The sequence below is a fragment of the Cruoricaptor ignavus genome (assembly GCF_014961145.1).
In the GTDB taxonomy this organism is placed as follows: Bacteria; Bacteroidota; Bacteroidia; order Flavobacteriales; family Weeksellaceae; genus Cruoricaptor; species Cruoricaptor ignavus.
The window spans coordinates 31,073-53,456 of the sequence record NZ_CP063145.1; the positions used below are offsets into that span (position 1 = coordinate 31,073).

General features: G+C 45.4%; 21 protein-coding genes. 8 read left to right on the top strand and 13 right to left on the bottom strand.

Translation table 11 applies throughout. The annotated features are described in order from the left end of the window. The first annotated feature begins 68 nt into the window (after nucleotides 1-68). Nucleotides 69-1,388 carry an MFS transporter gene (locus IMZ16_RS00155; protein WP_193440752.1) on the top strand — a complete coding sequence of 440 codons (1,320 nt, stop codon included), beginning with the start codon at nucleotides 69-71 and terminating at the stop codon, nucleotides 1,386-1,388. Here IMZ16_RS00155 and IMZ16_RS00160 read toward each other — a convergent pair. Beyond that, on the bottom strand, nucleotides 1,385-2,272 hold the full coding sequence (locus IMZ16_RS00160; RefSeq protein ID WP_193439988.1) for a DUF808 family protein: 888 nt from the start codon (nucleotides 2,270-2,272) through the stop codon (nucleotides 1,385-1,387). The two genes, IMZ16_RS00155 and IMZ16_RS00160, sit on opposite strands and share 4 nt — an antisense overlap. Before the next feature lie 183 nt (nucleotides 2,273-2,455). On the opposite strand from IMZ16_RS00160, the gene purM reads away from it, so the two are divergent. From purM to IMZ16_RS00190, 6 genes are all read left to right on the top strand, one after another. Then, a complete protein-coding gene (gene purM, locus IMZ16_RS00165) occupies nucleotides 2,456-3,451 on the top strand; it encodes a phosphoribosylformylglycinamidine cyclo-ligase (protein ID WP_193439989.1) in 996 nt (331 codons plus the stop codon). Continuing rightward, a complete protein-coding gene (gene purN, locus IMZ16_RS00170; protein WP_193439990.1) occupies nucleotides 3,451-4,014 on the top strand; it encodes a phosphoribosylglycinamide formyltransferase in 564 nt (187 codons plus the stop codon). The genes purM and purN overlap by 1 nt, the downstream gene beginning before the upstream one ends. Nucleotides 4,015-4,023: 9 nt before the next feature. Further along, nucleotides 4,024-5,538 carry a bifunctional phosphoribosylaminoimidazolecarboxamide formyltransferase/IMP cyclohydrolase gene (purH, locus tag IMZ16_RS00175; RefSeq protein WP_193439991.1) on the top strand — a complete coding sequence of 505 codons (1,515 nt, stop codon included), beginning with the start codon at nucleotides 4,024-4,026 and terminating at the stop codon, nucleotides 5,536-5,538. A gap of 48 nt (nucleotides 5,539-5,586) precedes the next feature. After that, on the top strand, nucleotides 5,587-6,825 hold the full coding sequence (purD, locus tag IMZ16_RS00180) for a phosphoribosylamine--glycine ligase (RefSeq protein WP_193439992.1): 1,239 nt from the start codon (nucleotides 5,587-5,589) through the stop codon (nucleotides 6,823-6,825). A 31-nt stretch (nucleotides 6,826-6,856) separates the two neighbouring features. Then, the gene (guaA, locus tag IMZ16_RS00185; RefSeq protein WP_193439993.1) at nucleotides 6,857-8,386 is read left to right on the top strand and encodes a glutamine-hydrolyzing GMP synthase; all 1,530 of its coding nucleotides are present in this window, start codon (nucleotides 6,857-6,859) and stop codon (nucleotides 8,384-8,386) included. Between the two features lie 69 nt (nucleotides 8,387-8,455). Further along, a complete protein-coding gene (locus IMZ16_RS00190; RefSeq protein WP_193439994.1) occupies nucleotides 8,456-9,415 on the top strand; it encodes a L,D-transpeptidase in 960 nt (319 codons plus the stop codon). Here the strand turns inward: IMZ16_RS00190 and IMZ16_RS00195 are convergent. From IMZ16_RS00195 to IMZ16_RS00210, 4 genes are all read right to left on the bottom strand, one after another. Then, complete coding sequence (locus tag IMZ16_RS00195; protein ID WP_193439995.1) at nucleotides 9,366-9,821, bottom strand: hypothetical protein; 456 nt, start codon at nucleotides 9,819-9,821, stop codon at nucleotides 9,366-9,368. The two genes, IMZ16_RS00190 and IMZ16_RS00195, sit on opposite strands and share 50 nt — an antisense overlap. 88 nt (nucleotides 9,822-9,909) lie before the next feature. After that, nucleotides 9,910-11,223 (bottom strand): adenosylhomocysteinase, encoded by a 1,314-nt coding sequence (gene ahcY, locus IMZ16_RS00200; RefSeq protein WP_193439996.1) that lies wholly within the window; start codon nucleotides 11,221-11,223, stop codon nucleotides 9,910-9,912. A gap of 1 nt (nucleotide 11,224) precedes the next feature. After that, complete coding sequence (locus tag IMZ16_RS00205; RefSeq protein ID WP_193439997.1) at nucleotides 11,225-11,494, bottom strand: Txe/YoeB family addiction module toxin; 270 nt, start codon at nucleotides 11,492-11,494, stop codon at nucleotides 11,225-11,227. Next, entirely contained in the window at nucleotides 11,491-11,727 is a 237-nt protein-coding gene (locus IMZ16_RS00210) for a DUF2683 family protein (RefSeq protein ID WP_193439998.1), read from the bottom strand. Before IMZ16_RS00210 ends, IMZ16_RS00205 begins: the two co-directional genes overlap by 4 nt. Nucleotides 11,728-11,774: 47 nt before the next feature. Between IMZ16_RS00210 and IMZ16_RS00215 the strand changes: the two genes are divergently transcribed. After that, nucleotides 11,775-12,383 carry a 4'-phosphopantetheinyl transferase family protein gene (locus tag IMZ16_RS00215; protein ID WP_193439999.1) on the top strand — a complete coding sequence of 203 codons (609 nt, stop codon included), beginning with the start codon at nucleotides 11,775-11,777 and terminating at the stop codon, nucleotides 12,381-12,383. On the opposite strand, the gene IMZ16_RS00220 is transcribed toward IMZ16_RS00215, so the two are convergent. The 8 genes from IMZ16_RS00220 to IMZ16_RS00255 all read right to left on the bottom strand — a co-directional run bounded on the left by IMZ16_RS00220 (nucleotide 12,372) and on the right by IMZ16_RS00255 (nucleotide 22,379). Continuing rightward, the gene (locus IMZ16_RS00220; protein WP_193440000.1) at nucleotides 12,372-14,606 is read right to left on the bottom strand and encodes an FUSC family protein; all 2,235 of its coding nucleotides are present in this window, start codon (nucleotides 14,604-14,606) and stop codon (nucleotides 12,372-12,374) included. The genes IMZ16_RS00215 and IMZ16_RS00220 overlap by 12 nt on opposite strands. A gap of 20 nt (nucleotides 14,607-14,626) precedes the next feature. Further along, a complete protein-coding gene (locus IMZ16_RS00225; protein ID WP_193440001.1) occupies nucleotides 14,627-15,811 on the bottom strand; it encodes a hypothetical protein in 1,185 nt (394 codons plus the stop codon). Then, the gene (locus IMZ16_RS00230) at nucleotides 15,804-16,640 is read right to left on the bottom strand and encodes a type 1 glutamine amidotransferase (protein WP_193440002.1); all 837 of its coding nucleotides are present in this window, start codon (nucleotides 16,638-16,640) and stop codon (nucleotides 15,804-15,806) included. Before IMZ16_RS00230 ends, IMZ16_RS00225 begins: the two co-directional genes overlap by 8 nt. Beyond that, entirely contained in the window at nucleotides 16,637-17,764 is a 1,128-nt protein-coding gene (locus tag IMZ16_RS00235) for a carboxylate-amine ligase (RefSeq protein ID WP_193440003.1), read from the bottom strand. The genes IMZ16_RS00230 and IMZ16_RS00235 overlap by 4 nt, the downstream gene beginning before the upstream one ends. 85 nt (nucleotides 17,765-17,849) lie before the next feature. Continuing rightward, the gene (locus tag IMZ16_RS00240; RefSeq protein WP_193440004.1) at nucleotides 17,850-18,857 is read right to left on the bottom strand and encodes an ATP-grasp domain-containing protein; all 1,008 of its coding nucleotides are present in this window, start codon (nucleotides 18,855-18,857) and stop codon (nucleotides 17,850-17,852) included. Nucleotides 18,858-18,882: 25 nt separating this feature from the next. Further along, nucleotides 18,883-19,593: an alpha/beta hydrolase-fold protein gene (locus IMZ16_RS00245; RefSeq protein ID WP_193440005.1), complete on the bottom strand. Its 711-nt coding sequence runs from the start codon at nucleotides 19,591-19,593 to the stop codon at nucleotides 18,883-18,885. Nucleotides 19,594-19,608: 15 nt separating this feature from the next. Further along, nucleotides 19,609-20,820: an ATP-grasp domain-containing protein gene (locus IMZ16_RS00250; RefSeq protein ID WP_193440006.1), complete on the bottom strand. Its 1,212-nt coding sequence runs from the start codon at nucleotides 20,818-20,820 to the stop codon at nucleotides 19,609-19,611. Between the two features lie 143 nt (nucleotides 20,821-20,963). Continuing rightward, complete coding sequence (locus IMZ16_RS00255) at nucleotides 20,964-22,379, bottom strand: M17 family metallopeptidase (protein ID WP_193440007.1); 1,416 nt, start codon at nucleotides 22,377-22,379, stop codon at nucleotides 20,964-20,966. Nucleotides 22,380-22,384 lie beyond the last annotated feature (5 nt).

Genomic DNA, 22,384 nt, shown 5'->3' on the forward strand with positions numbered 1-22,384 from the left:
TTAATTTAAACATCAAAACTTTGAACGCAGTACAAAAGCCAAAACTTTCACTGGCGCAAATCATCAATATGAGTATGGGCTTTCTGGGCATACAGATGGCCTTCGGCCTGCAGAACGGTAATGCAAGCCGCATACTTGCCAACTTTGGTGCGGAAGTCGATAAACTCTCGTGGTTCTGGCTTGTAGCACCGATTACTGGCCTAATCGTACAGCCGATCATCGGGCATCTTGGCGATAATACCTGGGGGAAATTCGGCAGAAGGAAACCATATTTCCTGATTGGTTCCGTGCTTTGTGCGGTGGGTTTGGTAGCGCTGCCAAATTCCGCGTCTGTAACGCAGATGATGGGTGCCAATGTTTTGCTGCTTGCCGTGATTTTCCTTGCAATGATGGACGCTTCCATCAATGTGGCGATGGAACCTTTCCGCGCTTTGGTTGGCGATATGCTGCCGAAAAGTCAGGGAACGGTGGGCTTTTCCGTGCAGACGATTCTCATCGGAATAGGTGCTGTCATCGGTTCGAATTTGCCGACCTGGCTTTCAAATGCTGGTGTTTCAGGCGTTGCACCGGAAGGCTTCGTGCCAGATAATGTCATTTACTCATTCTACATCGGTGCTGCGGTTTTGGTGCTTTCGATTCTCTACACGATTTTCACAACGAAAGAATACAGCCCGAAAGAACTAGCAGCATTCTCTGAACAGAAAGTTGAGATTGAAGAAAATTCAAAATTTACGGATATTTTTAAGGATTTTAAAAATATGCCCTCACTAATGAAAAAGCTGGGCGCCGTGCAGTTTTTCTCGTGGTTTGCGCTGTTCACAATGTGGGTTTTCACCACAAGTTCTTTGGCAACGCATCATTTCGGTTTGTCGCCAGAAGATACTCGCTCTCAGCAATTTAACGATGCCGGAAATTTAACCGGCGTACTCTTCGGTTATTATAATTTATTTGCAATTCCGTTCGCATTTCTGCTGATACCTATTGCCAATAAAATCGGGAAAAACAGGACGCACGCCTTGGCTTTGCTTTTCGGTGGACTCGGTTTGCTGTCGATGTATTTCCTTGACAGAGAGCATCTTTGGATATCAATGTTGGGGCTTGGTTTTGCGTGGGCAAGTATTTTGGCAATGCCATACGCAATGCTGATAGATGCGATTCCTGCAAATAAAATGGGAATTTATATGGGAATCTTCAATTTCTTCATCGTTTTACCGCAGATTTTAAACGGGATAATTGGCGGACCGCTCGTAAAATTCCTTTTCCAAAACCACGCCATATATTATGTGAGTCTTGGCGGAATCTGCCTAATCATCGCTGCAGTGCTCGTTTTGATGTTACCGCAACCAAAACCGAACACCGGTAAAGAAATTAAACAGGTGCATTTTTAAGGTTTTTCCGCGGCAACTTTCTTTTTCTCAAAAATTTTCTCTGCTAAGAATCCAATCGGAAGCATTAGAATTCCAGCAGCGATCCCGAAGAGAAATTGCCGTGGCAAAGCATTCCAGTTCGCTAAAATGTTGTGAAGAAAATCAAGGTTGTGCTCGAAAATTCCGCCTGCCACCAAAATTAAAGCGATGGTTCCGATGACGCCTAAAGCCTTGATAATCAATGGTAAAGCGCGCACTAAAGTTTTGCCGACTCTTGCACGGAAAGATTTGTAATTTTTGGATGTGCGGATGAGTTTGAAACCGGCATCATCCATCCTCACAATCAGCGCTACGATTCCGTAAACGCCTACGGTTGCGATGATTGAGACGATGCTCACCGTGATAATCTGTGTGGGCAAAGGCTCTTTCAGCACCGTTCCCAAAGCGATAATCACAATCTCGATGGAGAGGATAAAATCCGTCATCACGGCAGATTTTACTTTTTCGTCTTCGGAAATATTCGGTTCTTCCGCAATTTCCAAAACGGTTTTTCCGATGCGTTTCTGATTTCTAAGATGGATGAATTCGATGATTTTCTCCACGCCTTCAAACGCCAGATACAACCCGCCCAAAACCAAGATCACATTGATTGCCGGTGGATACAAAACCTGCAGCACAAATGCTATCGGTATGATAATCAGCTTGTTAATGAAGCTGCCCCTCATTATTTTCATCAAAACCAGTACTTCCCTGGAAGAATGAAACCCGGTGGCTTTTTGGGCATTCACCGCCAAATCATCGCCCAAAATCCCGGCGGTTTGCTTGGTTGCCACTTTTGCAGTTATCGCCACATCGTCCATCAGGGCTGCAATATCGTCAAGCAATGCCAAAAATCCTGCTGCCATAAAGCTTTTTAATTTTGGCAAATTTAGCATTATAATTCAGCCCTGAAATTTTTATCGCAAAAAAATTTACAGAAAATTCTTTAGTTTTTCGTAAATTAGCCATCCGCATTTTAGGCAGAGTTTTGCTAAAATTAAAATTAACAAATCAGCAGAAAATTTGCGGAAAATTATTATTTTGATAAAATGAATAATACCTATAAATCTGCAGGCGTAGATAAGGAGGAGGGCTACAGAACGGTGGAAAAAATAAAGGCTGCGGTGGAAGAAACGCACAATAAAAATGTGCTGAAAGGCATTGGAAGTTTCGGTGCGTTTTACGAGATCGGCGGCTACAAAAATCCGGTTTTGGTTTCCGGAACTGATGGCGTAGGCACAAAGTTGAAAATTGCGATTGACACTGGGAAGTTCGATACCATCGGCATTGACTGCTTTGCAATGTGTGCCAACGATATTATTTGTCACGGTGCAAAACCGCTTTTTTTCCTGGATTATTTGGCCTGCGGAAAGCTGGATGCTGATGTAGCGGCGCAGATTGTGATGGGCATCGTGGAAGCGTGCAAGGACAACCAATGTGCGCTGATTGGCGGCGAAACTGCGGAAATGCCAGGGATGTACAAACCCGGCGATTACGATGTGGCTGGCTTTTGTGTGGGCATCGTGGAAAAGGAGCAGATTATTGATGGCTCGAAAATTCGGGAAGGCGATAGGATTATTGCGCTGCCAAGTTCCGGATTTCACAGCAATGGCTATTCATTAGTTCGGAAAATTTTCTCGGATTTTCACGAAGAGTTCGATGGGAAGCCGCTTTACGAGATTTTGCTTGAGCCAACGAAATTGTACTGGCGCATAATCCATCAAATAATGGATGAATCCAAAATCAACGGCATAGCGCACATTACGGGTGGCGGTTTGATAGAGAATGTGCCGAGAATCATTCCGGACGGACTTTGCGCGGTGATTGATACGGCGAAAATCCGTGTGCCGAAAATTATGCAGGAACTGGAAAAACGCGGCGGAATCAGGCGTGAAGAAATGTTCGGCACCTTTAATATGGGTGTGGGAATGGTGGTGGTTCTGGACGAAAGCCACTCTCAGAAAGTGCTGGATTTGATTGATGACGCCTACGAAATCGGCGAAGTTGTGAAGAGTGCCGACGAAAAAATTATACTGAATTTCTGATGAAAAATCTCGTGGTTTTGGTTTCTGGCAGCGGCACGAATTTGCAGCGGATTATCGATTGCTGTGAATCCGGCGAAATTCCTGATGCAAAAGTGAATATGGTAATTGCCGACAGAGATTGCTACGCTTTGCAACGCGCTGAAAATCATCAGATTAAATCGAAGCTAATTCCGCGCGGAAAAGATTTTAGCGAAAAACTTTTGAGCGAAATTCCTGAAAATACGGATTTGATAATTTTAGCGGGCTTTCTTTCAATTTTAGATAAATCGGTAATCGAACAATTTGAAGGGAAAATCATCAATATTCATCCGGCACTATTACCGAAATTCGGAGGAAAAGGAATGTGGGGGATGAATGTGCACAATGCCGTTCTGCAAGCCGGTGAAAAGGAAAGCGGAGCCACAGTGCATTTCGTGACTGCAGGCATCGATGAGGGCGAGATAATCCTTCAGAAATCTGTTAAAATCGAAGAAAATGAAACCGCCGAAACCTTGGCTGAAAAAGTGCATCAGCTAGAGTACGAGATTTTTCCGAAGGCGATAAATGAGGTTTTGAAAAGTTAAAAATTAATCATGAAAAAAAGAGCACTGATTTCTGTTTCGGATAAAACCGGACTTGCGGATTTTGCAAAATTTTTGGAAAATAATGATTATCTGCTAATTTCAACTGGGGGAACTTTTAAGCATTTGAAAGATGCTGGGCTAAATCCTGTGCAGATTGAGGAAGTGACCGAATTTCCAGAAATGCTGGACGGAAGAGTGAAAACCCTGCACCCGAAAGTTCACGGCGGATTGCTTGCCGTTCGCTCAAATGAAGAGCATATGAACACCGTGGAACAGCATAATATCGGGCTGATTGATATGGTGGTTGTAAATCTTTATCCGTTTTTTGAAAATGTGAACAAGGAAATTTCGCTGGAAGAAAAAGTTGAATTCATCGATATCGGCGGACCTTCAATGCTGAGATCTGCCGCGAAAAATTTCGAGTCTGTCACGGTAATTACCGATGTTGCGGATTATGCAAAAATCCAGCAGGAAATTTCCGAAAATGGAAATTCGGACTTAGGCACGAGAAAATATTTGGCGGGTAAAGTTTTCAACCTGACTTCCGCTTATGATGCGGCGATTTCCAAAATGCTTTTGGATGATGAGTTTCCACCATATCTGAACGCATCTTACCAAAAAGTTTCTGACTTAAGATACGGCGAAAATCCGCATCAGAAGGCGGCTTATTATGTCTCAACCTTTGAGAACGGGGCGATGAAGGATTTTGAAATTTTGGGAGGTAAAGAACTGTCTTTCAATAATTTACGGGATATGGATTTATGCTGGAAGGTTGTGAATGAATTTAAAAATGAAATGGCTTGCTGCGCTGTGAAGCATTCCACGCCGTGCGGTGTTGCGGTGGGAAATTCAGCGGCAGAAACTTACCGAAAAACCTTTGAGTGCGATCCGGTTTCGATTTTCGGCGGAATTATCGGGATGAATTTTAAAGTGGATGCAGAAACTGCTGCGGAACTCGGCAAAACTTTTCTGGAAATCGTGATGGCTACGGATTTTGATGACGACGCTCTCGAAATTTTAAAACAGAAGAAAAACCTGCGCATCATTAGGATAAAAAATCCGGTTACAGACCGGCAAACCTGGGTGAAAATTGATGGCGGAATGCTGGTGCAGGATTGCGATAATGCGTTTTCCGACGACCTAAGAACCGTAACGGAATCTTCGCCGAATGATGAACAGAAGGCTGCGCTGATTTTTGCGCAAAGAGTGGTGAAGTATGTGAAATCCAATGCGATAGTGGTTTCCAATGGCAAGCAGGCTTTGGGAATTGGCGGCGGACAGGTGAACAGGATTTGGGCGGCTCAGCAAGCTGTGGAAAGGGCGAAGGAAAAATTTAGCGGCGATTTAGTTCTGGCTTCCGATGCTTTTTTTCCGTTCCGGGATGTGGTGGATTTCTGCGCAGAAAACGGCATCAAGGCCATCATTCAGCCTGGCGGAAGCGTGAAAGATCAGGAGTCGATAGATGCGGCAAATGAGCACGGCATCCCAATGATGTTCACGGGAATGAGGCATTTTTTACATTAAAATTACTCCAGAAAACTTATTTTTGCGTTTATCAAAAAAATTTCATTAATGAAAATTTTAATCGTAGGTGAAGGGGGCAGGGAATCTGCCATTGGTACTAAAATTAAAAAAGACAATGCACAGGCAAAACTTTTTTTTGCGAAAGGCAATGCCACCACGGAGCAGCTGGGGACGAATCTGCCCTATAATTCCATTAAGGAGCTGCGCGATTTCGCACTAAAGGAGCAAATAGACCTCACCATCGTAGGTCCAGAAGCGCCTTTGGTGGCGGGGATTGTTGATGACTTCCGCGAGCACGGGCTGAAAATTTTCGGAGCGAAGGCACGCGCGGCGAGGCTGGAGGGCAGCAAGGCCTTTTCCAAAAAATTTATGCAGACCTACGATGTAAAGACTGCTCAGGCAGTAGTCTTTGATTCCTACGAGAACGCCGAACGCTATATTGCTACGAAAAATTACCCCCTGGTTATTAAGGCGAGCGGGCTGGCGGGCGGAAAAGGTGTGGTAATTTGCCAAAACCATAATGAAGCGGAAGCCACGCTTCACGATTTTATGATACGGAAAATCCACGGAGATTCCGGCATTCAGGTGATTATTGAAGATTATTTGGCAGGGTTTGAGGCATCAGTGATAGCATTTTCAAACGGCGAACAGCTCTTCCCGTGCATACCCGTGAAAGATTACAAAAAAGTAGGAACAGGAAATACAGGCCCAAACACAGGCGGAATGGGCACTGCAGCGCCAAGTCCTGAATTCACGAGAGATCATTATATTGATTTTGAAAAAAATATCCTCGAGCCAACATTGAAAGGGCTAAAGTCCGAGCGCCTTGATTTTCAGGGTTTTATATTTTTTGGTTTGATGGTTACAGCAAGTGGCTGCCATTTGCTGGAATACAATATGCGCCTTGGCGATCCGGAAACCCAGGTGCTACTGGCGCTGATGGAGAACAATCTGCTGGATGTAATAGAGGATTGCCTCGCTGGTAAAGATCCTGGGCTAAGGTTTTCAAATGAGAAAGCTGTGTGCCTGGTAATGTGCTCCGGAGGATATCCGCAAACCATCGAGACGGGCTTTGAAATCACCGGACTGGAGAAAGTGCAGCACAGCCAGGTTCTTTTCGCAGGGGCAGAGTCTGTGCTTGGGCGTCAGTATACTACCGGCGGCCGCGTGCTCAACTTGGTAGCCACCGCTGAAAACTTTGATGAGGCAAGAAAGAAAGTCTATGCTGATGCGCTGCCAGTGCATTTTGATTATGCATTTTACCGTGAGGATATAGCTAAATTTTAACCCATCAAAAATTTATAAAAAAATATCGAAAATGACCGGCGGAATTATCATTCTGGATTTTGGCTCGCAGTATAACCAATTGATTGGCAGGAGGATACGCGAAATGCAGGTGTATGCGGAAATCTTGCCGTTCAGTACGCCACTTCCTGAAATCCTTGCCAAAAAACCTGCCGGCATCATACTTTCCGGCGGACCGAGTTCGGTGAATTCTGCGGAAGCCCATTTAATTGAAAAAGAAATTTTCGAAACCGGAATTCCCGTACTTGGAATTTGCTACGGTATGCAGCTGACCGCCCATTTATTCGGCGGAAAGGTGGCAAAAGGTGTGAAGGGGGAATACGGCCGCTCAACTTTGATCATCGAAAAATACTGCAGAATTTTTGAAGGATTGCCGGAAAATCCTACCGTTTGGATGAGCCATTTTGACGAGGTGGAAAGCGTGCCGGAAGGTTTTGAAGTGAATGCAAAATCCGGCGTGATTGCCGCGATTTCCAACGAGGCAAAGAAAATTTACGCCATACAGTTTCATCCGGAAGTTACGCACACAGAGTTTGGTGATAAGATACTTGCCAATTTTGTCTTCGGCGTTTGCGATGCGGAAAGGAATTGGCAGTTAACGAATTACATCGAAAAAACCATCGAGGAAATCCGTGAGAAAGTTGGAGAGAACAAGGTAATTCTCGGCCTTTCCGGCGGAGTGGATTCTTCGGTTGCTGCGGTGCTCATCCACCGCGCCATCGGCAATCAGCTGCAGTGCATCTTCGTGGATACCGGGCTTTTGCGGAAAGACGAGGCGAAGAAAGTGATGGAAAATTACGGCAGCCATTTCGATATGAATATCGATTTGGTGGATGCTAAGGAAAGATTTTTAGGAAAATTAAAAGGAGTTTCTGAGCCAGAAGAAAAACGCAAAATCATAGGGCGGGAATTTGTTGCCGTTTTTGATGAGGAAGCCAAAAAATTCAGCGATGCCAAATTTTTAGCGCAGGGCACAATTTACCCAGATGTCATTGAATCTCAATCGGTTAAAGGGCCGTCTGCAGTCATTAAATCACATCACAATGTCGGTGGTTTGCCGGAGGAAATGAATCTCCAGTTGCTGGAGCCTTTGCGCGAACTCTTCAAGGATGAGGTGCGAAAAGTGGGGGAGGAGCTCGGCATTCCACATCACCTGGTTTACCGTCATCCTTTTCCTGGCCCTGGTTTAGGCATCCGGATTTTGGGCGAGGTGGATGCCGAAAAGGTGCGAATTCTTCAGGAGGCGGACGATATTTTCATCGAAGAACTTTACTGCGACGAACTTTATGAAAAAGTTTCGCAGGCTTTCGTGGTGCTGCTTCCCGTGAAATCTGTAGGTGTGATGGGCGATGAACGCACTTACGAATACACCGCCGTTCTTCGCGCTGCCAACACGATTGACTTTATGACGGCAACCTGGAGCCATCTGCCTTATGAATTTCTCGAGAAAGTTTCAAGTAGAATTATCAACGAAGTGAAGGGCATCAACCGTGTGGCTTACGATATTTCGAGCAAGCCACCTGCAACAATTGAGTGGGAATAAATTTTCGCATAAGCCTTTCACAAAGCCTTTTTTGGTATCATTCTTGCCATTAATCCGAAAAATTTTACAATGATTTTAAGGAAAAATGTTTTGACGGTTGCTCTGATGGCAGCCGCAGTTTTCAGTACGGTTCAGTGTAAGAAAGACGGGGTAAATTCTGACGGAAAATCGCAGGCCGAAAATATTGATAAAGGCGAAGATTTCAGCAGTTTGGAAAAAGCGAGGGAGGGAATGCAGTATTCAATTTTCGTTTTTCCTGATGGGAAAAAGGATTCTGCTATGAAGGCTTTCCAGGCGCAATTTGATACGCTTCAGCAATATAACATCTTGGCTATCAATAGGTTGGATAAAAAGCATATTTCCAATGCTGATACTTTGGTGGTGCCCAATAAATTCGAACAAGATTTCCGCGCATATTCACCGTTTCCGTTTAAAATGGAAATTCTTCGGGATGTTCCGAAATTCGTGGTTTTCTCTTATCCTGTGCAGGCTTTCGCCGTTTACGAAAAGGGCGATTTGAAAAAATGGGGGCCTACAAGTTTGGGCCGGAAAGATAAGCCGACGACTGCAGGGATGCATTTTACCAACTGGAAAAAGGAGCTGCACCAATCCACGGTGAAGGATGAGTGGATGCTGCCGTACAATTTTAACATTGAGAATGAGGAGGGCATCGGTTGGCACGAATACGATTTGCCGGGCTACCCAGCATCGCATTCCTGCCTGAGATTGTTGCACAATGATGCGGTTTGGATGTACGATTTCGCGGAACAGTGGATTTTGGATAAGGATGGCAATACGCCGATTGCAAAAGGCACACCGGTTTTGGTTTACGGCGATTACAATTGGGACGGCCCGAAAATCTGGAAACAACTTGCGAAAGATCCGAAGATTACGAATATTTCTGAGCAGGATTTAGCGGCGCAGATCCAGCCGTACAAAGCGGAAATTCTGAAGGAGCAGGAGAATAGGGCAACCGTCATCAAAACCACGCCGGAAAGCGAAATTGAAGGCAAGATGCCGACGAAGTAATTAGATTTTTTCCACCGATTTTAATGCGAAACTGCGGAGCAAGTCCATCTGCGGTTTTGCTTTTTTCTGTCGTGATGAACACCATCCAAAGCACTGTAAAGGCAAAATACAAAAACATAAAGAAAGTCCACACTGCAGCGCTTGGCCCGAAAATTCCGCGGATTATCGTTCTGTCTTCTGCAGACTCAATTCTCATCGTCAATTTAGGATTGTAGTAAGAAGGCTGGGCGGTTTTCACGAAAAATTCCGCAACTTCCGCATTGATATTTCCCGCAATGCTGGCATCGCTTTTCAGGTGTTCCCTTAAGATTTGCTCATAAACTTTCGGCGCTATATCAGTTTCAATCGTAAATCTTGGCCTTGTTCTGATGCGGTCAATATTCGTTTCGCGGATTGAATTTTCCATAAGCCTCTGGTTTTCAACAAATTTAAAATAAAAGTTGCCGGCTTTTTCAGGCGGCAACTTATTTGTTTTCGTTCAAATTAAGGCTTGGTTAATACCTATAATACTCAGGTTTGAAAGGCCCTTCCACTTCCACGCCAATGTATTTTGCCTGCTCAGGTGAAAGCGTTTCCAGCTCCACACCTATTTTGTTTAGGTGCAGCATCGCCACTTTTTCATCCAGTTTTTTCGGCAGCACATATACTTTGTTTTCGTAGGCTTCGGAATTTGTCCAAAGTTCAATCTGCGCCAGAGTTTGGTTCGAGAAGGAATTACTCATCACAAAACTTGGGTGCCCGGTTGCACAGCCCAAATTCACAAGGCGGCCTTCAGCCAGGATGATGATGTCGTTGCCTTCCACATTATAGATGTCAACCTGCGGTTTTACTTCGGTTTTTGTGTGGCCGTAGTTGTCATTCAGCCACTTCATATCGATTTCATTATCAAAGTGCCCGATGTTGCACACAATCGTTTTATCTTTCATTCTTTGGAAATGCTCACCACGAACGATGTTGAAATTTCCAGTGGTTGTAATTACGATATCCGCATTATCCACCACGGTTTCCAGGCGTTTCACTTCGTAACCTTCCATTGCAGCCTGCAGCGCACAGATTGGGTCAATTTCAGTAACAGTTACTATTGAGCCTGCACCACGGAAAGATGCTGCCGTACCTTTGCCCACATCACCGTAGCCGCAAACTACCACGCGTTTTCCGGCGAGCATCACATCGGTAGCACGGCGGATTGCATCCACTGCAGATTCGCGGCAACCGTATTTGTTGTCGAACTTCGATTTCGTTACCGAATCATTTACATTAATCGCCGGCACAAGCAGCGTTCCGTTCTGCATTCTTTCGTAAAGCCTGTGCACACCAGTAGTCGTCTCTTCAGAAAGCCCGCGGATTTCCTTTGCCAGTTCAGGATATCGGTCGAAAACCATATTCGTCAAATCGCCGCCGTCATCCAAAATCATATTCAGCGGTTTGCGTTCTTCGCCGAAAAACAGCGTCTGCTCTATGCACCAGTCGAACTCTTCTTCGGTCATACCTTTCCAGGCGTACACCGGGATTCCTGCCGCTGCAATGGCTGCCGCAGCGTGATCCTGCGTGGAAAAAATGTTGCAGGAAGACCAGGTAACTTCCGCACCCAGAGCCACTAGCGTTTCGATGAGCACTGCGGTTTGGATGGTCATATGCAGGCAGCCTGCGATTCTGGCGCCTTTCAGCGGCTGCTGTGGCCCGTATTCTTCACGGATGGCCATTAGCCCTGGCATTTCCGCTTCTGCCAGTTCGATTTCCTTCCGGCCCCATTCTGCCAGCGAAATATCCTTCACTTTGTAAGGGATGTATTGCGTAAGTGTTTCCATTTTAGTTTGTATAATGTCCTTTTATTGATAAAATTTCAATCGTATCGTTTTTTATTTTGTAAACAATCCGGTGTTCCTTATTAATTCTTCTCGACCAAAATCCTGACAGATTATTTTTCAAGGGCTCGGGTTTTCCTATTCCGGAGAAAGGCGTTTCGGAAATGCTTGATATTAAATCAAAAATTTTTTTGTAAAGTTTTTTATTGCCCGAATCTTTATAGAATTTCAGCTCATCAAGAGCTTCTTGTGAGAATTCAATATGAAAACTCATAATTCCAGAAATTCCTTTAATTCATCCAGCGTCATTTTCACGCCTTTTCCTTCACGAATTTCCTTTTCGCCCTGAAGAATTTTCTCAGCAAATTCCTTGGAATACTCCACCGAATCTTCTGCAACCACGGTTTCGTTACCGTTTTTGCTGAAGCGGATGTTCATCCTGTTCAGGAATTCTTCCAGAAAAGTTTCGTCCTTTTTATCGATATTGATGTGGTAAACCGTTTTCATTTCCACAGATTTTTGCAAATTTACAACTTATTTTCCGCAGATTAAAAATGCCGTTTTTTAAAGAGTTCACGCACCATCATTCCAGAATTTTTGTCTGGAAGTTTGATGAGATTGATACATTGCCGCCTGATTTAATTGAGCCGGAAAATTTTTCCCGCTTTGAAAATTATAAGGAAAAAAAACTTTCCGAAGTTCTGATGGTGCGCCAGCTTCTGCAAAATTTTCTGCCCGGCGAAAAAATTTTATATCAAAATGATGAGCCCTTTCTTCAAAGCAGAAAGTTTCAGATTTCCATCAGCCATTCTTTCCCGTTCGCTGCTTTGGCTTTTTCAGAGCAGAGAATCGGGATAGATTTGGAAAGCTTTAAACCAAAAATCATCAGGGTGAAGGATAAGTTCATCCAGCCGGAAGAACAACATTTTATCCCTGAAAATCAATCAGTTGAATACCTTACCGTGGTTTGGTCTGTGAAGGAAAGCCTGTACAAAATGCACCATTCCAAATATTGGTCTTTGAAGAAGCACTACGAAGTTCGGCCGTTTGCTTTTTCGGATGAAATGCAGATTTCTTGCCGTGTACACGATGCGGATTTTTCCGATGAATATTCCGCCAAGGTTTGGGTTTTTGATAATGTGGTTTTAAGCCTAACCTTTTGATTCATAGTAAGTTTTCAACACTTTTCGCTGTTCTTTCGCCGTGTTGTATATCAGCGTGAGCACTTCACGGATGTGTTTCAGCCGTGTAAGTTTCGTGGTGCGGTGGATGTTCCTATGGTCATCAATATCGTTCTCCGCAATTTCCGTTTTGCGCTTTTTCAGCAGCATTTCCACTTCATCTTCAGGCTCAGAAATTACCATTTGTTCATCCTCAAAACCTTGATTTTCAATGAGTTGGATTGTCCGGTTCAGTTCCGCTGAAATTTTTCTGTTCCAGCCTTCCGCATCAATTTCCTGATAATCTTCCGGATTTTCATACTGCGAAAGCGAAGCGATGTAAGCCGTGAGAAGGTGTGCCGTGGTTACAAACTGGTGCAGCGTTTCCATTTTTTTCTGCCGATTTTTCGGCTCGGAAATCATCCCGCGAAAACTGTCCGATAGGTTTGCCAAATCTATCACCGCATTTTTCCGCTTCATCCGGAAATCCTGTTCTGCAGGCTTGTTCCCGAGAAATCTGCCAATTACGATTTGGAAATAATCGCGGTTGCTTTTCGCGGCGTTCAGCATCAAATCCGTGCTTCGCCCGGCTTCCCAAATCGGCAGAACGAAGTACGAAACCGCCGCTGCAATGGCTGCGCCGATTGCCGTATCAAAAATCCTGTCGGAGAAAATGGCATTCACATTTCCAGGGTTGAGAAAATCAAACGACATAAAGACATACACCGTCATAAAAAAAACCGCCCAGTCGTACCTTGTGCGCAAAAGCGTGTAGCAGAGGATCATCGCGAAAAATAAGATGCCGAGCCGAACTTCCGTGCCGAAAGGCATCATCAGAAAAATGTAGGCTGCCAGCGCACCAAGCACCGTGCCGAAAAGCCGTTTGAAATTCCGTTGTTTCGTGGTGGCAAAGTTTGGACGCATAATGGCAATCACCGTAATCATAATCCAGTAGGCGTGGCCAAGCGGAAAAAAGCTGAGCTGCGAAATGAAGTACGCAATCAAAAGTGCGGTGGTGAGCCTTACAGCGTGGCGGAAGTTCTTGGATTTCAGCGAGATATTGGTCCGTAAAACTTTCGTGTTCAGCTTTTCCTGCTGTGGTAAAAATTTCTCATAATCCAGGCCTGTGGAAAGCGTTTTTGCCGAAGATAAATCCTGGGTGTAAATCGTGTAAATATTGCTTACCGATTCCGTTAACTCATTGATTCTCTGCAAGATTTGGCGAAGAACCATAAAGTTTTCTAGGTTTTCAGAATTCATCTCCTGGCTTCGGATTTCGAAATATTCTTCGTACAGCAGCTGCAGTTCGTCATCCAGGTTTGTGCGGCGGTGCGCCTTGTTTCCGCTCTGCAAAGCCAGCCCAATATTGCTGATTTCATCGGCAAGCATCAGCAGAAATGAATGAATCTGGTTCAGAATGGGTTTATTGCCGAAATATTCGTGAATTTGCCGGTAATCGTTTTCTGAAGTGATGAGTTTCTCGTGCAGGTCGATGGAATTTAGGAAAAGCATCATCAGCTGGCGGCTTGTGGTAGTAGCTTCCCGCACGATTTGCCGCGTTTTATACACGGTTTCGCGCGTATCTTCCTGATGATTTTTTATCCTGATGCTTCGCTGAATCGTCTCATCTGTCAATTTTTTTATGTCGGCATTTTTTCGGTAGAATTGAGCCTTAAGTCTCAGGTAATCAGCAAGTTCCGTGTAATTTTCCCCAATCATCTGATAAATCAGTTTGTAAGGCTGAACCCTCATCAAAATCAAAAAAATGATGAGAAACCAGATGCCGCCAAGAATGAAGATAATGAGGTTTTTGCTGACCGGATCTGTGAGGAAATGCCCATCGATAAAGATGCTCATCACAACCAGGGACATTCCGCCAACTGCAGAAAAACGGTTGCCGTAAATTCCCAGAATGCCGAAGAACAAGCCGAATACGATGATTTCCAGCGTTACCAAAATGGGATACGGCCGGAAAACCGTAGTGATGGAGGCTACGATGGCGAAGCAGAAAATAGCCATTATCAGCATATTTCTGCGGCGGATGAACGGCCCAGGCTGATCCACATTGGCTACGAAACTTGTGGCCAAAGGGAAGAGAAACCACGCTTTCAGCAGGCCTACCTGATACAAAAAAATGGCGGGAAGCAGCACTGCAAAGGCAATGCGTACGCCACTGTACAAATATTGGCTTGTGAGAAATTTACGAAATTCCGACTGATAATTCAAGCGCGGTTTTTCCTGCAAATTTAATCTTTCGGAAAGAAAGCGATGGAGCTGCCCGTCCAGATTTCCGGTTTACGGTTGAAATCCACATTTGCAAATTCCGACTTGGTCATCCGCACAAGATTCGTCATAAAAGTTGGCTCTTCGACATCCTTCCAGATGTACAGCATCCGGATTTCCGCCTTGGAAAATTCGCCATTTACATCTTCGAAAACCGGCTCAAACTGCACCTTCCGCTGCATTATCCAGCTGGTCTTGTCGCTGATCTTTTCCAGGTCGTTTTTCGTAGGGTGAAGGTTTACGCCCTGCCCAGCAAACGAAAACAGTGGCTTCAGAACGAAATTGTTAAGTTCTTCATTTTCAGGGAAATCCGAAAGGTAGAAACTTTGCGGGATGTACTGGTGCCGCAGTTTTGGCAGGATGAACTTCGAAATCTTGAAAAACCAGTTAGGGTGCGTAATCCACTCTGCATCCACATCGTCGCAGAAATTGAATTCCGTTTCTAAGTCCTTGATTTTCAGCAGCTCATCGAAAATTATGCGGTTATAAATCCGCTTGATTTTCACGAGTTCGCCGCGCTCGTTTTCATAGAAAATTTCCTTGCCGCGCTTTTTCACCCTGGTAAGGCACACGGTTTTTATGCCCAGGATTTTTTCGGTGAAAACGAAGTCTATCAGCGTTTTCTGCTTTTCCGGGAAAATTTCCAGCAGCACCACATTTTCAGGATTTTCATTGCCGATGATGAGTTCCCGCAAAACTTCGCGGTATTCTTCCGGCGTCCAGAATTTGTGGAAATCATTGGTGAAGGGATACACCTCATTCATCGCCAAACGGTAAAAATACTGATAACCGAAAAGCGACGGAAAAGCCTGAAGCTCAATAAGTTGCGGTACCAATTCGCCGCCTTCGTTTTTGCAGATTCCAAAATCTATGGCGATAAAATGCGGCTGCGTGCCATCGTTCGGTACTCTGCAATTTTCCGGGATGGCCTTCTGCAGTTCGCTTTCCGGAATTTCACGGATTTGTGCGATGATGCTTTCGCAGGCTTCCGTTAGTTTCCCGAAAAATTCCTTTGGCAGGAAAACCGGCGTTTCCGAAATTTTAAATTCTGGCGAAAAGCCTGCATTTTCCTGGATGATGCCCATCATTTCCTGAAACTTTTGCGGCGAATATTCCGAGTTGAAGCGCGCTCTGTATTCTTTAATCATCGGTCCAAATTAAATCGTAAATTCTCATCTGGTGCGCTGCCATCCACAAAAATGCCGGCAGTATTTGGCTCCTGGTCAGCGAAATTTTATCTTCGTCAGCCAGCTGCTTTATTGTATCTATGTACTTCTGTTCGCCATAATCGCGAATCATCGCCTCGCGGTTTTTCTCTTCTTCCAGATTGCGCAGCATCCCATCAGGATTGGCCTCCGGATGAAACTGCGTGCCGAATATTTCCGGTGAATAGCGTATCGCCATTACTGCTCTTTCCAGCTCAATGTGCGGCCTATCCTTTTCTATCGCCACTATTTTCATCCCGAGTTTTTCAAGCCTTTCATAATCTGGCTGGATGAATTGGTACTGCCTGGAATCCACGCCATAGAACGGCTCGTTCAGCTTGTGGAAAAGGAATTCCTTTTCGCCGGCCTCCGTTTTGTGAATGGGCATCACGCCGAAGGAGTAAGATTTCCGGCGGTTTACCGTGCCCAGCTTCCAATGGATGGCCGCCAGCTGAAAAGAGTGGCATATCAGAAAGAGGTATTTCTTGTCGCAGTTTTTTTCGTTAAAATTCCAGACGCCGTCCAGAAAATCCGTCCATTTCTGTTCCCAGCTATGGCCTTCTCTTTCTGGTGTTCCCGGTCCGCCGGAAGATATGAAGATGTCGTAATCTTCAACCTTCGGCACCTCGTCCTTCTGCCTTACATCGAAGGTCTCTATGCTTACGCTGCCAGCATTGTTCCGGAAATTTTCACATATTTCTAAGATGTTTGGGAAGCCCTGGTTTTCCTTCCCGTTGTTCATATCGAGTACAGCGATTCGAATCTCTTTCATTCTGCAAAATCGTAAGTGTTCGTGTGCGTAATGCCGTATTCCGTTTCCGCAATCATATAGTCCACAACCTTGGCAAGGTCGCCAGTTTCTTCGTAGATTTTCAGCTGCCTATCTGCACCGGTGCCGTTCTTCATTATTTCCCACACATACTCCACGGCTTCGCGGCTTCCCAGCTCATCCAGCTGATCGTCTATCAGTCTCAGCAATTCCTCCAGGTGCTTTTCCAGCGGGTAGATTTCCTTGGTTTCAAAGTTAATGAATTCCGCTTCGGCGCCCATTTTTGCAGCCCGCCATTTATTTTCCGTGATGTTCATCTTGCGGATTATCGGCAAGGATTTTCCTTCGGCGTGAAGCTGGCAGGTTTTGGCAACCAGTGCCTGCATTATTGCGGCGATGCACACCGTTTCCTCTATTTTCAGCGGCATATCGCAGATGCGGAATTCTATGGTAGGGTAGAAGGGATGCACCCTGAGGTCCCACCAGATTTTCTTCGCATTGTCTATCGTGCCGGCCTTTACCAGCAGGTCTATGTATTCCAGGTAATCTTCGTTGGTTTCGAAATGTTCCGGAATTCCGGTTCGTGGGAATTTCGTGAAGATGTGGTGGCGGTAAGATTTGAAGCCGGTTTTCCGCCCGATCCAAAACGGTGAGTTGGTGGAAAGTGCGTAGATTAGCGGCAGAAATGTGCGTATTTCATTTTGGATTTTAATGCCGTCTTTTGGGTTCGGTAACCCGATGTGGACATGCAGCCCGAAAATCAGGTTGGAGCGAGCCACATCGCCAAGGTCGTTCACAATTTTCGTGTAGCGTTCCCCAGCCGTTATTTTGATTTCACGCCAGTGCGAAAACGGATGCGTGCCTCCGCCGGAAACTCTCAGGCCTTGCTCGTGCGCTGTGTGCACCAGCTTTGCGCGCAGGTCTGTAAGCTCCTGTCTTGCGTGCGAAATGTCATTGCAGATGCAGGTTTCCATTTCGATTACGGATTCGTGCATCTCGTTTTTCAGGTTTTCCTTGATGACGCAGCTTCCGCTGTCCAAAATCTTCGAAACATGCGATACCAAATCACGGGTTTCTTTGTCGATGATTTGGTATTCTTCTTCGATACCGATGGTAAATTTGCTCATCGCACAATGTTTTTGGGATTAGATAAAATAATGATAATCAGTAGCTTACCGCTTGCTGAAAATGCTAAGCATTTCGTAAACTCAGCTATTTCCTCTGTGTTCCTGGCTTTGGTTTCGCCTTCGTCTCATCTGTTGTCTCAGTGGTTTTCATAGAATTTCGCACAAATTCTCCCCAGTCGATTTTTATTTTCCCAGGCTCAAATTCCCTCGCCTTTTCGATGGCAAGCTTTGCGGCGTGCTCCACAATCCACTGGAAATTTTCTTCGCCCACGGAATTCCGGTCTGCATCTGGTGCAGGATTGCAGAAATCGATGGCGTACGGTATGCCCTCCCTTACCGCAAATTCCACCGTGTTGAAATCGTATCCCAATGCCTTGTTGATTTTCAGCGTATAATCCTCGATGGTTTTCAGCAGCTTCTCCCTTGCTTCGCCCTCGGTTTTGTGCGTGGTGGCATACCTAAGATGGTGCGGGTTTCTCGGCTCGTACGGCATTATGTGCACATATTTTCTGCCGAGGCAGTACACGCGGTAATAATCTTCAAAATCAATATTTTCCTGAAGCATCATCACCAAGGTATGAGATTTCGAGTGCGCATCGAAAAGCTCCTCCGCATTATGAACTTTGTACACATCACGCCAGCCACCGCCATCGTGCGGCTTCATAAATGCCGGGAAGCCCACATAATCGAAGATGTAATCCCAATCGTGCGGGAAGTACATATTGCGGAACGAGGTTTCCTTCGTATTCGCCGGCCTTTCGTAGGTTGGCAGGATTACGGTTTTCGGCAATGGAATCCCGATTTTGGTCATCAAGGCATTGTTTAAAAACTTCTCATCTGCAGACCACCAGAAAGGATTGTTGATGATGCAGGTGCCGTTCATTGCTGCGTTTTTCAGGTAGGCACGGTAGAAGGGCACATCCTGAGAAATTCTGTCGATAATTACGGCGTAATCCGTTGCAGCACCCTGTTCCACGCGGTGTATCATCACAGGCTCAGCCACAAATTCACCGTTGCCCAGCTCGTTTACTTTGTCGATAAATGCCCATGGAAAGGTGTCTTCCATTCCGAAAAGGATGCCGATTTTTTTCATATCATTTGGTTTTTGTTTAATTTGTTTAAAAAAGCGCCGCCACATATTCCGGCAAAGCCATTCGCCAAAGAGGCCAGTCGTGCCTTATCCATTTTTTCTCGTCATACCAATGGTTGATGCCTTTGCTGCGGAGGATTCCCGCCATTTCCCTTGTTGGTTCCCGGCAGATGTCCCAATCTGATGTGGAAAGCACGATGTGCATATGCTTGTACTTCCAAGCTTCATCGTTTTTCACGAATTCATTGGGGCAGTTCATATAAACCAACGCATCATCGTAGCCATCCATAAAACTTCGAATGTTGAACGCGCCGGAAAGGCAGAACAGGTGCGAAACCATACCGGGAAAACGGAAGGCGAAATCCGCAGCGTGATACCCGCCGAAACTTGCGCCAGCAACTGCAATGCGCGAAACACCGTGGGTATGCATCAGGTAAGGCACATACTCTTGAGCGAGGAACTGTATCCACAGCTCGTGGTTCCGGATTTTCTTCCAGGCAGGAATTGTGCGGTCGTAAAAGCTCAGTTTGTCAATGGTTTGCACATTGAAGAGTTTCAGCCGCCCGTTTTCCGTCCAGTGATGCAGGCTTCCGTTCAGCCCGAAATCCCTATTCTGCAAAAACGAACCCTGAGAAGTTGGGAACATCAATACCGGAAAACCGTAATGGCCCGTGATTTCCACCTGAACATTTAGCCCAAGCTTGTGAGAGTAATAATCTGTGAATTCTATTTTTGGCATTCCTGATTTTTAGGGTTAAGTTCTTCCACCGGTTTTCGCCGGCATCACGCTAAGTGTGGATTGCGAAATTTTCGCCGCGGCATCATCCATTGATTTTGCCAAATCTTCATCATTTTCCGCCTGATGAACTATAACGAAATGATAATCAAGCTCAATAGTCTTCAAAATATTATCTGGAGAAAACTGGGAATAATCCTGCTTCTGCTGCGATGAAAGCGCCACGGTAAGCCCTGCTGGTTTTGGTTTTGGCTTCCTCAGCCTGTACCGTTCGCCGTGCAGCACGGCATGCTCGATCCGTGCCCATTCTGCCCAGATGTTCACTTCCGTAGCCGCTTCCACCACATCGGCAATGTGTGCGCCGCCAACTCTTGACGAGGTTTCCAGGAAATACCACTCGCCGTTTTCATTATTCCGGATGAACTCCGTGTGTGCGGCGCCGTGCTTCAGCCCGAAGGCTTTCAGAACTTTGGCGTTCAGCTTTTCCAGCGCCTTGTATTCATCGGTTTTTTTGTCTAAAGTCCTCGTCTGGAAGATTCCGCCGTTGTGCGATACCTGCATTGGTGGCTCGCCGTATTGCGAAGCGCACAGGAAAGCCACGCGGTTTTTGTAAACCAGGGAATCCGTATGGAAAACATCGCCCGGCTTGAAGGCTTCCAGCAGGAAGAGGTGCCTCTGGTTGCCCAGCTCGTTGATTGCCTGCCAAAGTTCCTCTTTGGAATGGATTTTCCGGATGCCCATGGCAGAAGCTTCTGAGCGTGGTTTCAGTACCCAGGGTGCAGGGATTTTCTCGGCAAAATCATTCACTGCATCATCGTTGAAAACGGCGGTAAATTCTGGCACAGGTATGCCTTCGTCCAGCGCCTTCATCCGCATTGCCAGTTTATCGCGGAAGTTCCGGTGCGTGCTCTGTCCCATCCCAGAAATGCGGAAAACTTCCCGAAGTTTCGCGGCTTTTTCCACATCATAATCATCCAGCGCAATGATGGCATCCACCTTTTCCCGCCGAAGCAAATGTGCAAAACCTTCCACCAAATGCTGAAGATTCCACTTCCACGGCTCGGTTTCTTCCATATAAAATACATCGGCAATGGCGTGCCAAGGCCACGGCTTTTCGCGCAAATGTGCGGAAGTGATGAGCAAAATCCTGTCGCCATTTTTGGCGAATTCGGTGATGAAATCACTGCCTTTGAAGGAACAGGCCAAGCAGACGATAGTTTTTGTTTCCATTGCACTGATTTTAATTTTTTGTTCAAATTTCAGCAAGAAATAAAGTTTTAAATTAATTTTCATTAAACAAAAACTTTCATTCTATGAAAATGCCGAAATATCCGTCAATGTTAAGAAATTAAAATCAGATAGAAAAATATTTTTTAAGGTTTTTTAAGAAAATTTAACAGAAGCTGCACGCCGTAGCCTGTAGCCGCTTTTTCTTTGGCGTAGTCCGTTTTGCCAAAGGCCATCCCTGCAATATCGAGATGTGCCCACTTAGCGCCATTTTCCACGAAATGCTGCAGGAATTTCCCGGCAACTATGGCATCGCCAATCGGTTTCATCGAGATGTTCCGAAGGTCTGCCACATCAGATTTTATTTCCTCGTCCCAAATTTCCCAAAGCGGTAGCTGCCAAAGCCTTTGCCCGGTTTCTTCGCCGCTTTGCATCAGGCTTTTTATCAAATCCTCATCGTTGCCCATTATTGCGCCACAAGTTTCGCCGAACATTCTCACGGTGCTTCCCGTCAAAGTTGCCACATCGATGATGCAGTCGGTTTCATAGTTTTTGGTTAGGTAGGCCAGTCCGTCAGCCAGCGTCATTCTGCCTTCAGCATCGGTGTTCAGCACCTCTATCGTTTTGCCGTTGTACGCCGCCACAACATCGGATGGAAGGTAGGCGTTTTCCGAAATCGCATTGTCCGTGATGGGTAAGATGGCGATGATTTTTACCGGAAGTTTCATTTCTGCGGCAGCGATCAGGGTGCCGAGAACTGCGGTGGCACCGCCCAAATCACTTTTCATATAGTGCATATTTTCCGGGTTTTTCAGCGAGATTCCGCCGGTATCGAAAAGCACGCATTTTCCCACAAGTCCCACGGTTTTTTCCGGATTTTCGCCCTGATATTCCAGAATCGTGAAGGCGCCCTCTTCCTTGCTTCCCTGATTGACCGCCAAAAATGCGCCAAGGCCTTTGGCTGCGCAGGTTTCGGCATTGTATGCCGTGTACTTTATGCCATATTTTTTTGAAATATTTTTAATGAATTCGGAAATTTGCGGCACCTTTTTAAAATTCGCAGGCTTGTTCAGCCAATCCATCGCTGCAAACTGGCCTTCGCAAATTGCATTGATTTCCGTGGATATTTCAGCAATTTTTTCGTCGGAAAAATTTTTCAGATTTAATGAAAAACCTTCCTTCCAGAATGGATGGCTTCTCTCAAATGGATAATGATAGGTTCCCAGGAAAAGCCCTCTGGCAAAGGATTTCAGGTTTTCTTCGGTAAAATTTTTTGCCTGAATTTCCGTTGGTTTTTCAGCGAATTTTTTCCTGTTTTGCCAGGAAAATATTTGCGCTAATTTCTGCAAATCTGCATCGTGCGGAATGTTTTCGCCAAAGCCTAAGAGAAAAACCGTTTGCCCGTTTTCATTGATGAAAATAAATTCTTCGCCCTTTTTTCCGCAGAAGAATTGTTCCGATAAATTAGGGTAATCTGCCTGAAATTCCTGCCAGTTTTTTTCGGTGAATAGCTTTATAATCTGCTGATAATCAGTGTTTTGGGAATTGGTAATTTTTATCATACTAT

Excerpts from the sequence above, each read along its gene's own strand:
- IMZ16_RS00155 (WP_193440752.1), top strand. The coding sequence starts at position 69 with ATGAGTATGGGCTTTCTGGGCATACAGATGGCCTTCGGCCTGCAGAAC.
- IMZ16_RS00160 (WP_193439988.1), bottom strand. The coding sequence starts at position 2,272 with ATGGCAGCAGGATTTTTGGCATTGCTTGACGATATTGCAGCCCTGATG.
- purM (WP_193439989.1), top strand. The coding sequence starts at position 2,456 with ATGAATAATACCTATAAATCTGCAGGCGTAGATAAGGAGGAGGGCTAC.
- purN (WP_193439990.1), top strand. The coding sequence starts at position 3,451 with ATGAAAAATCTCGTGGTTTTGGTTTCTGGCAGCGGCACGAATTTGCAG.
- purH (WP_193439991.1), top strand. The coding sequence starts at position 4,024 with ATGAAAAAAAGAGCACTGATTTCTGTTTCGGATAAAACCGGACTTGCG.
- purD (WP_193439992.1), top strand. The coding sequence starts at position 5,587 with ATGAAAATTTTAATCGTAGGTGAAGGGGGCAGGGAATCTGCCATTGGT.
- guaA (WP_193439993.1), top strand. The coding sequence starts at position 6,857 with ATGACCGGCGGAATTATCATTCTGGATTTTGGCTCGCAGTATAACCAA.
- IMZ16_RS00190 (WP_193439994.1), top strand. The coding sequence starts at position 8,456 with ATGATTTTAAGGAAAAATGTTTTGACGGTTGCTCTGATGGCAGCCGCA.
- IMZ16_RS00195 (WP_193439995.1), bottom strand. The coding sequence starts at position 9,821 with ATGGAAAATTCAATCCGCGAAACGAATATTGACCGCATCAGAACAAGG.
- ahcY (WP_193439996.1), bottom strand. The coding sequence starts at position 11,223 with ATGGAAACACTTACGCAATACATCCCTTACAAAGTGAAGGATATTTCG.
- IMZ16_RS00205 (WP_193439997.1), bottom strand. The coding sequence starts at position 11,494 with ATGAGTTTTCATATTGAATTCTCACAAGAAGCTCTTGATGAGCTGAAA.
- IMZ16_RS00210 (WP_193439998.1), bottom strand. The coding sequence starts at position 11,727 with ATGAAAACGGTTTACCACATCAATATCGATAAAAAGGACGAAACTTTT.
- IMZ16_RS00215 (WP_193439999.1), top strand. The coding sequence starts at position 11,775 with ATGCCGTTTTTTAAAGAGTTCACGCACCATCATTCCAGAATTTTTGTC.
- IMZ16_RS00225 (WP_193440001.1), bottom strand. The coding sequence starts at position 15,811 with ATGATTAAAGAATACAGAGCGCGCTTCAACTCGGAATATTCGCCGCAA.
- IMZ16_RS00230 (WP_193440002.1), bottom strand. The coding sequence starts at position 16,640 with ATGAAAGAGATTCGAATCGCTGTACTCGATATGAACAACGGGAAGGAA.
- IMZ16_RS00235 (WP_193440003.1), bottom strand. The coding sequence starts at position 17,764 with ATGAGCAAATTTACCATCGGTATCGAAGAAGAATACCAAATCATCGAC.
- IMZ16_RS00240 (WP_193440004.1), bottom strand. The coding sequence starts at position 18,857 with ATGAAAAAAATCGGCATCCTTTTCGGAATGGAAGACACCTTTCCATGG.
- IMZ16_RS00245 (WP_193440005.1), bottom strand. The coding sequence starts at position 19,593 with ATGCCAAAAATAGAATTCACAGATTATTACTCTCACAAGCTTGGGCTA.
- IMZ16_RS00250 (WP_193440006.1), bottom strand. The coding sequence starts at position 20,820 with ATGGAAACAAAAACTATCGTCTGCTTGGCCTGTTCCTTCAAAGGCAGT.
- IMZ16_RS00255 (WP_193440007.1), bottom strand. The coding sequence starts at position 22,379 with ATGATAAAAATTACCAATTCCCAAAACACTGATTATCAGCAGATTATA.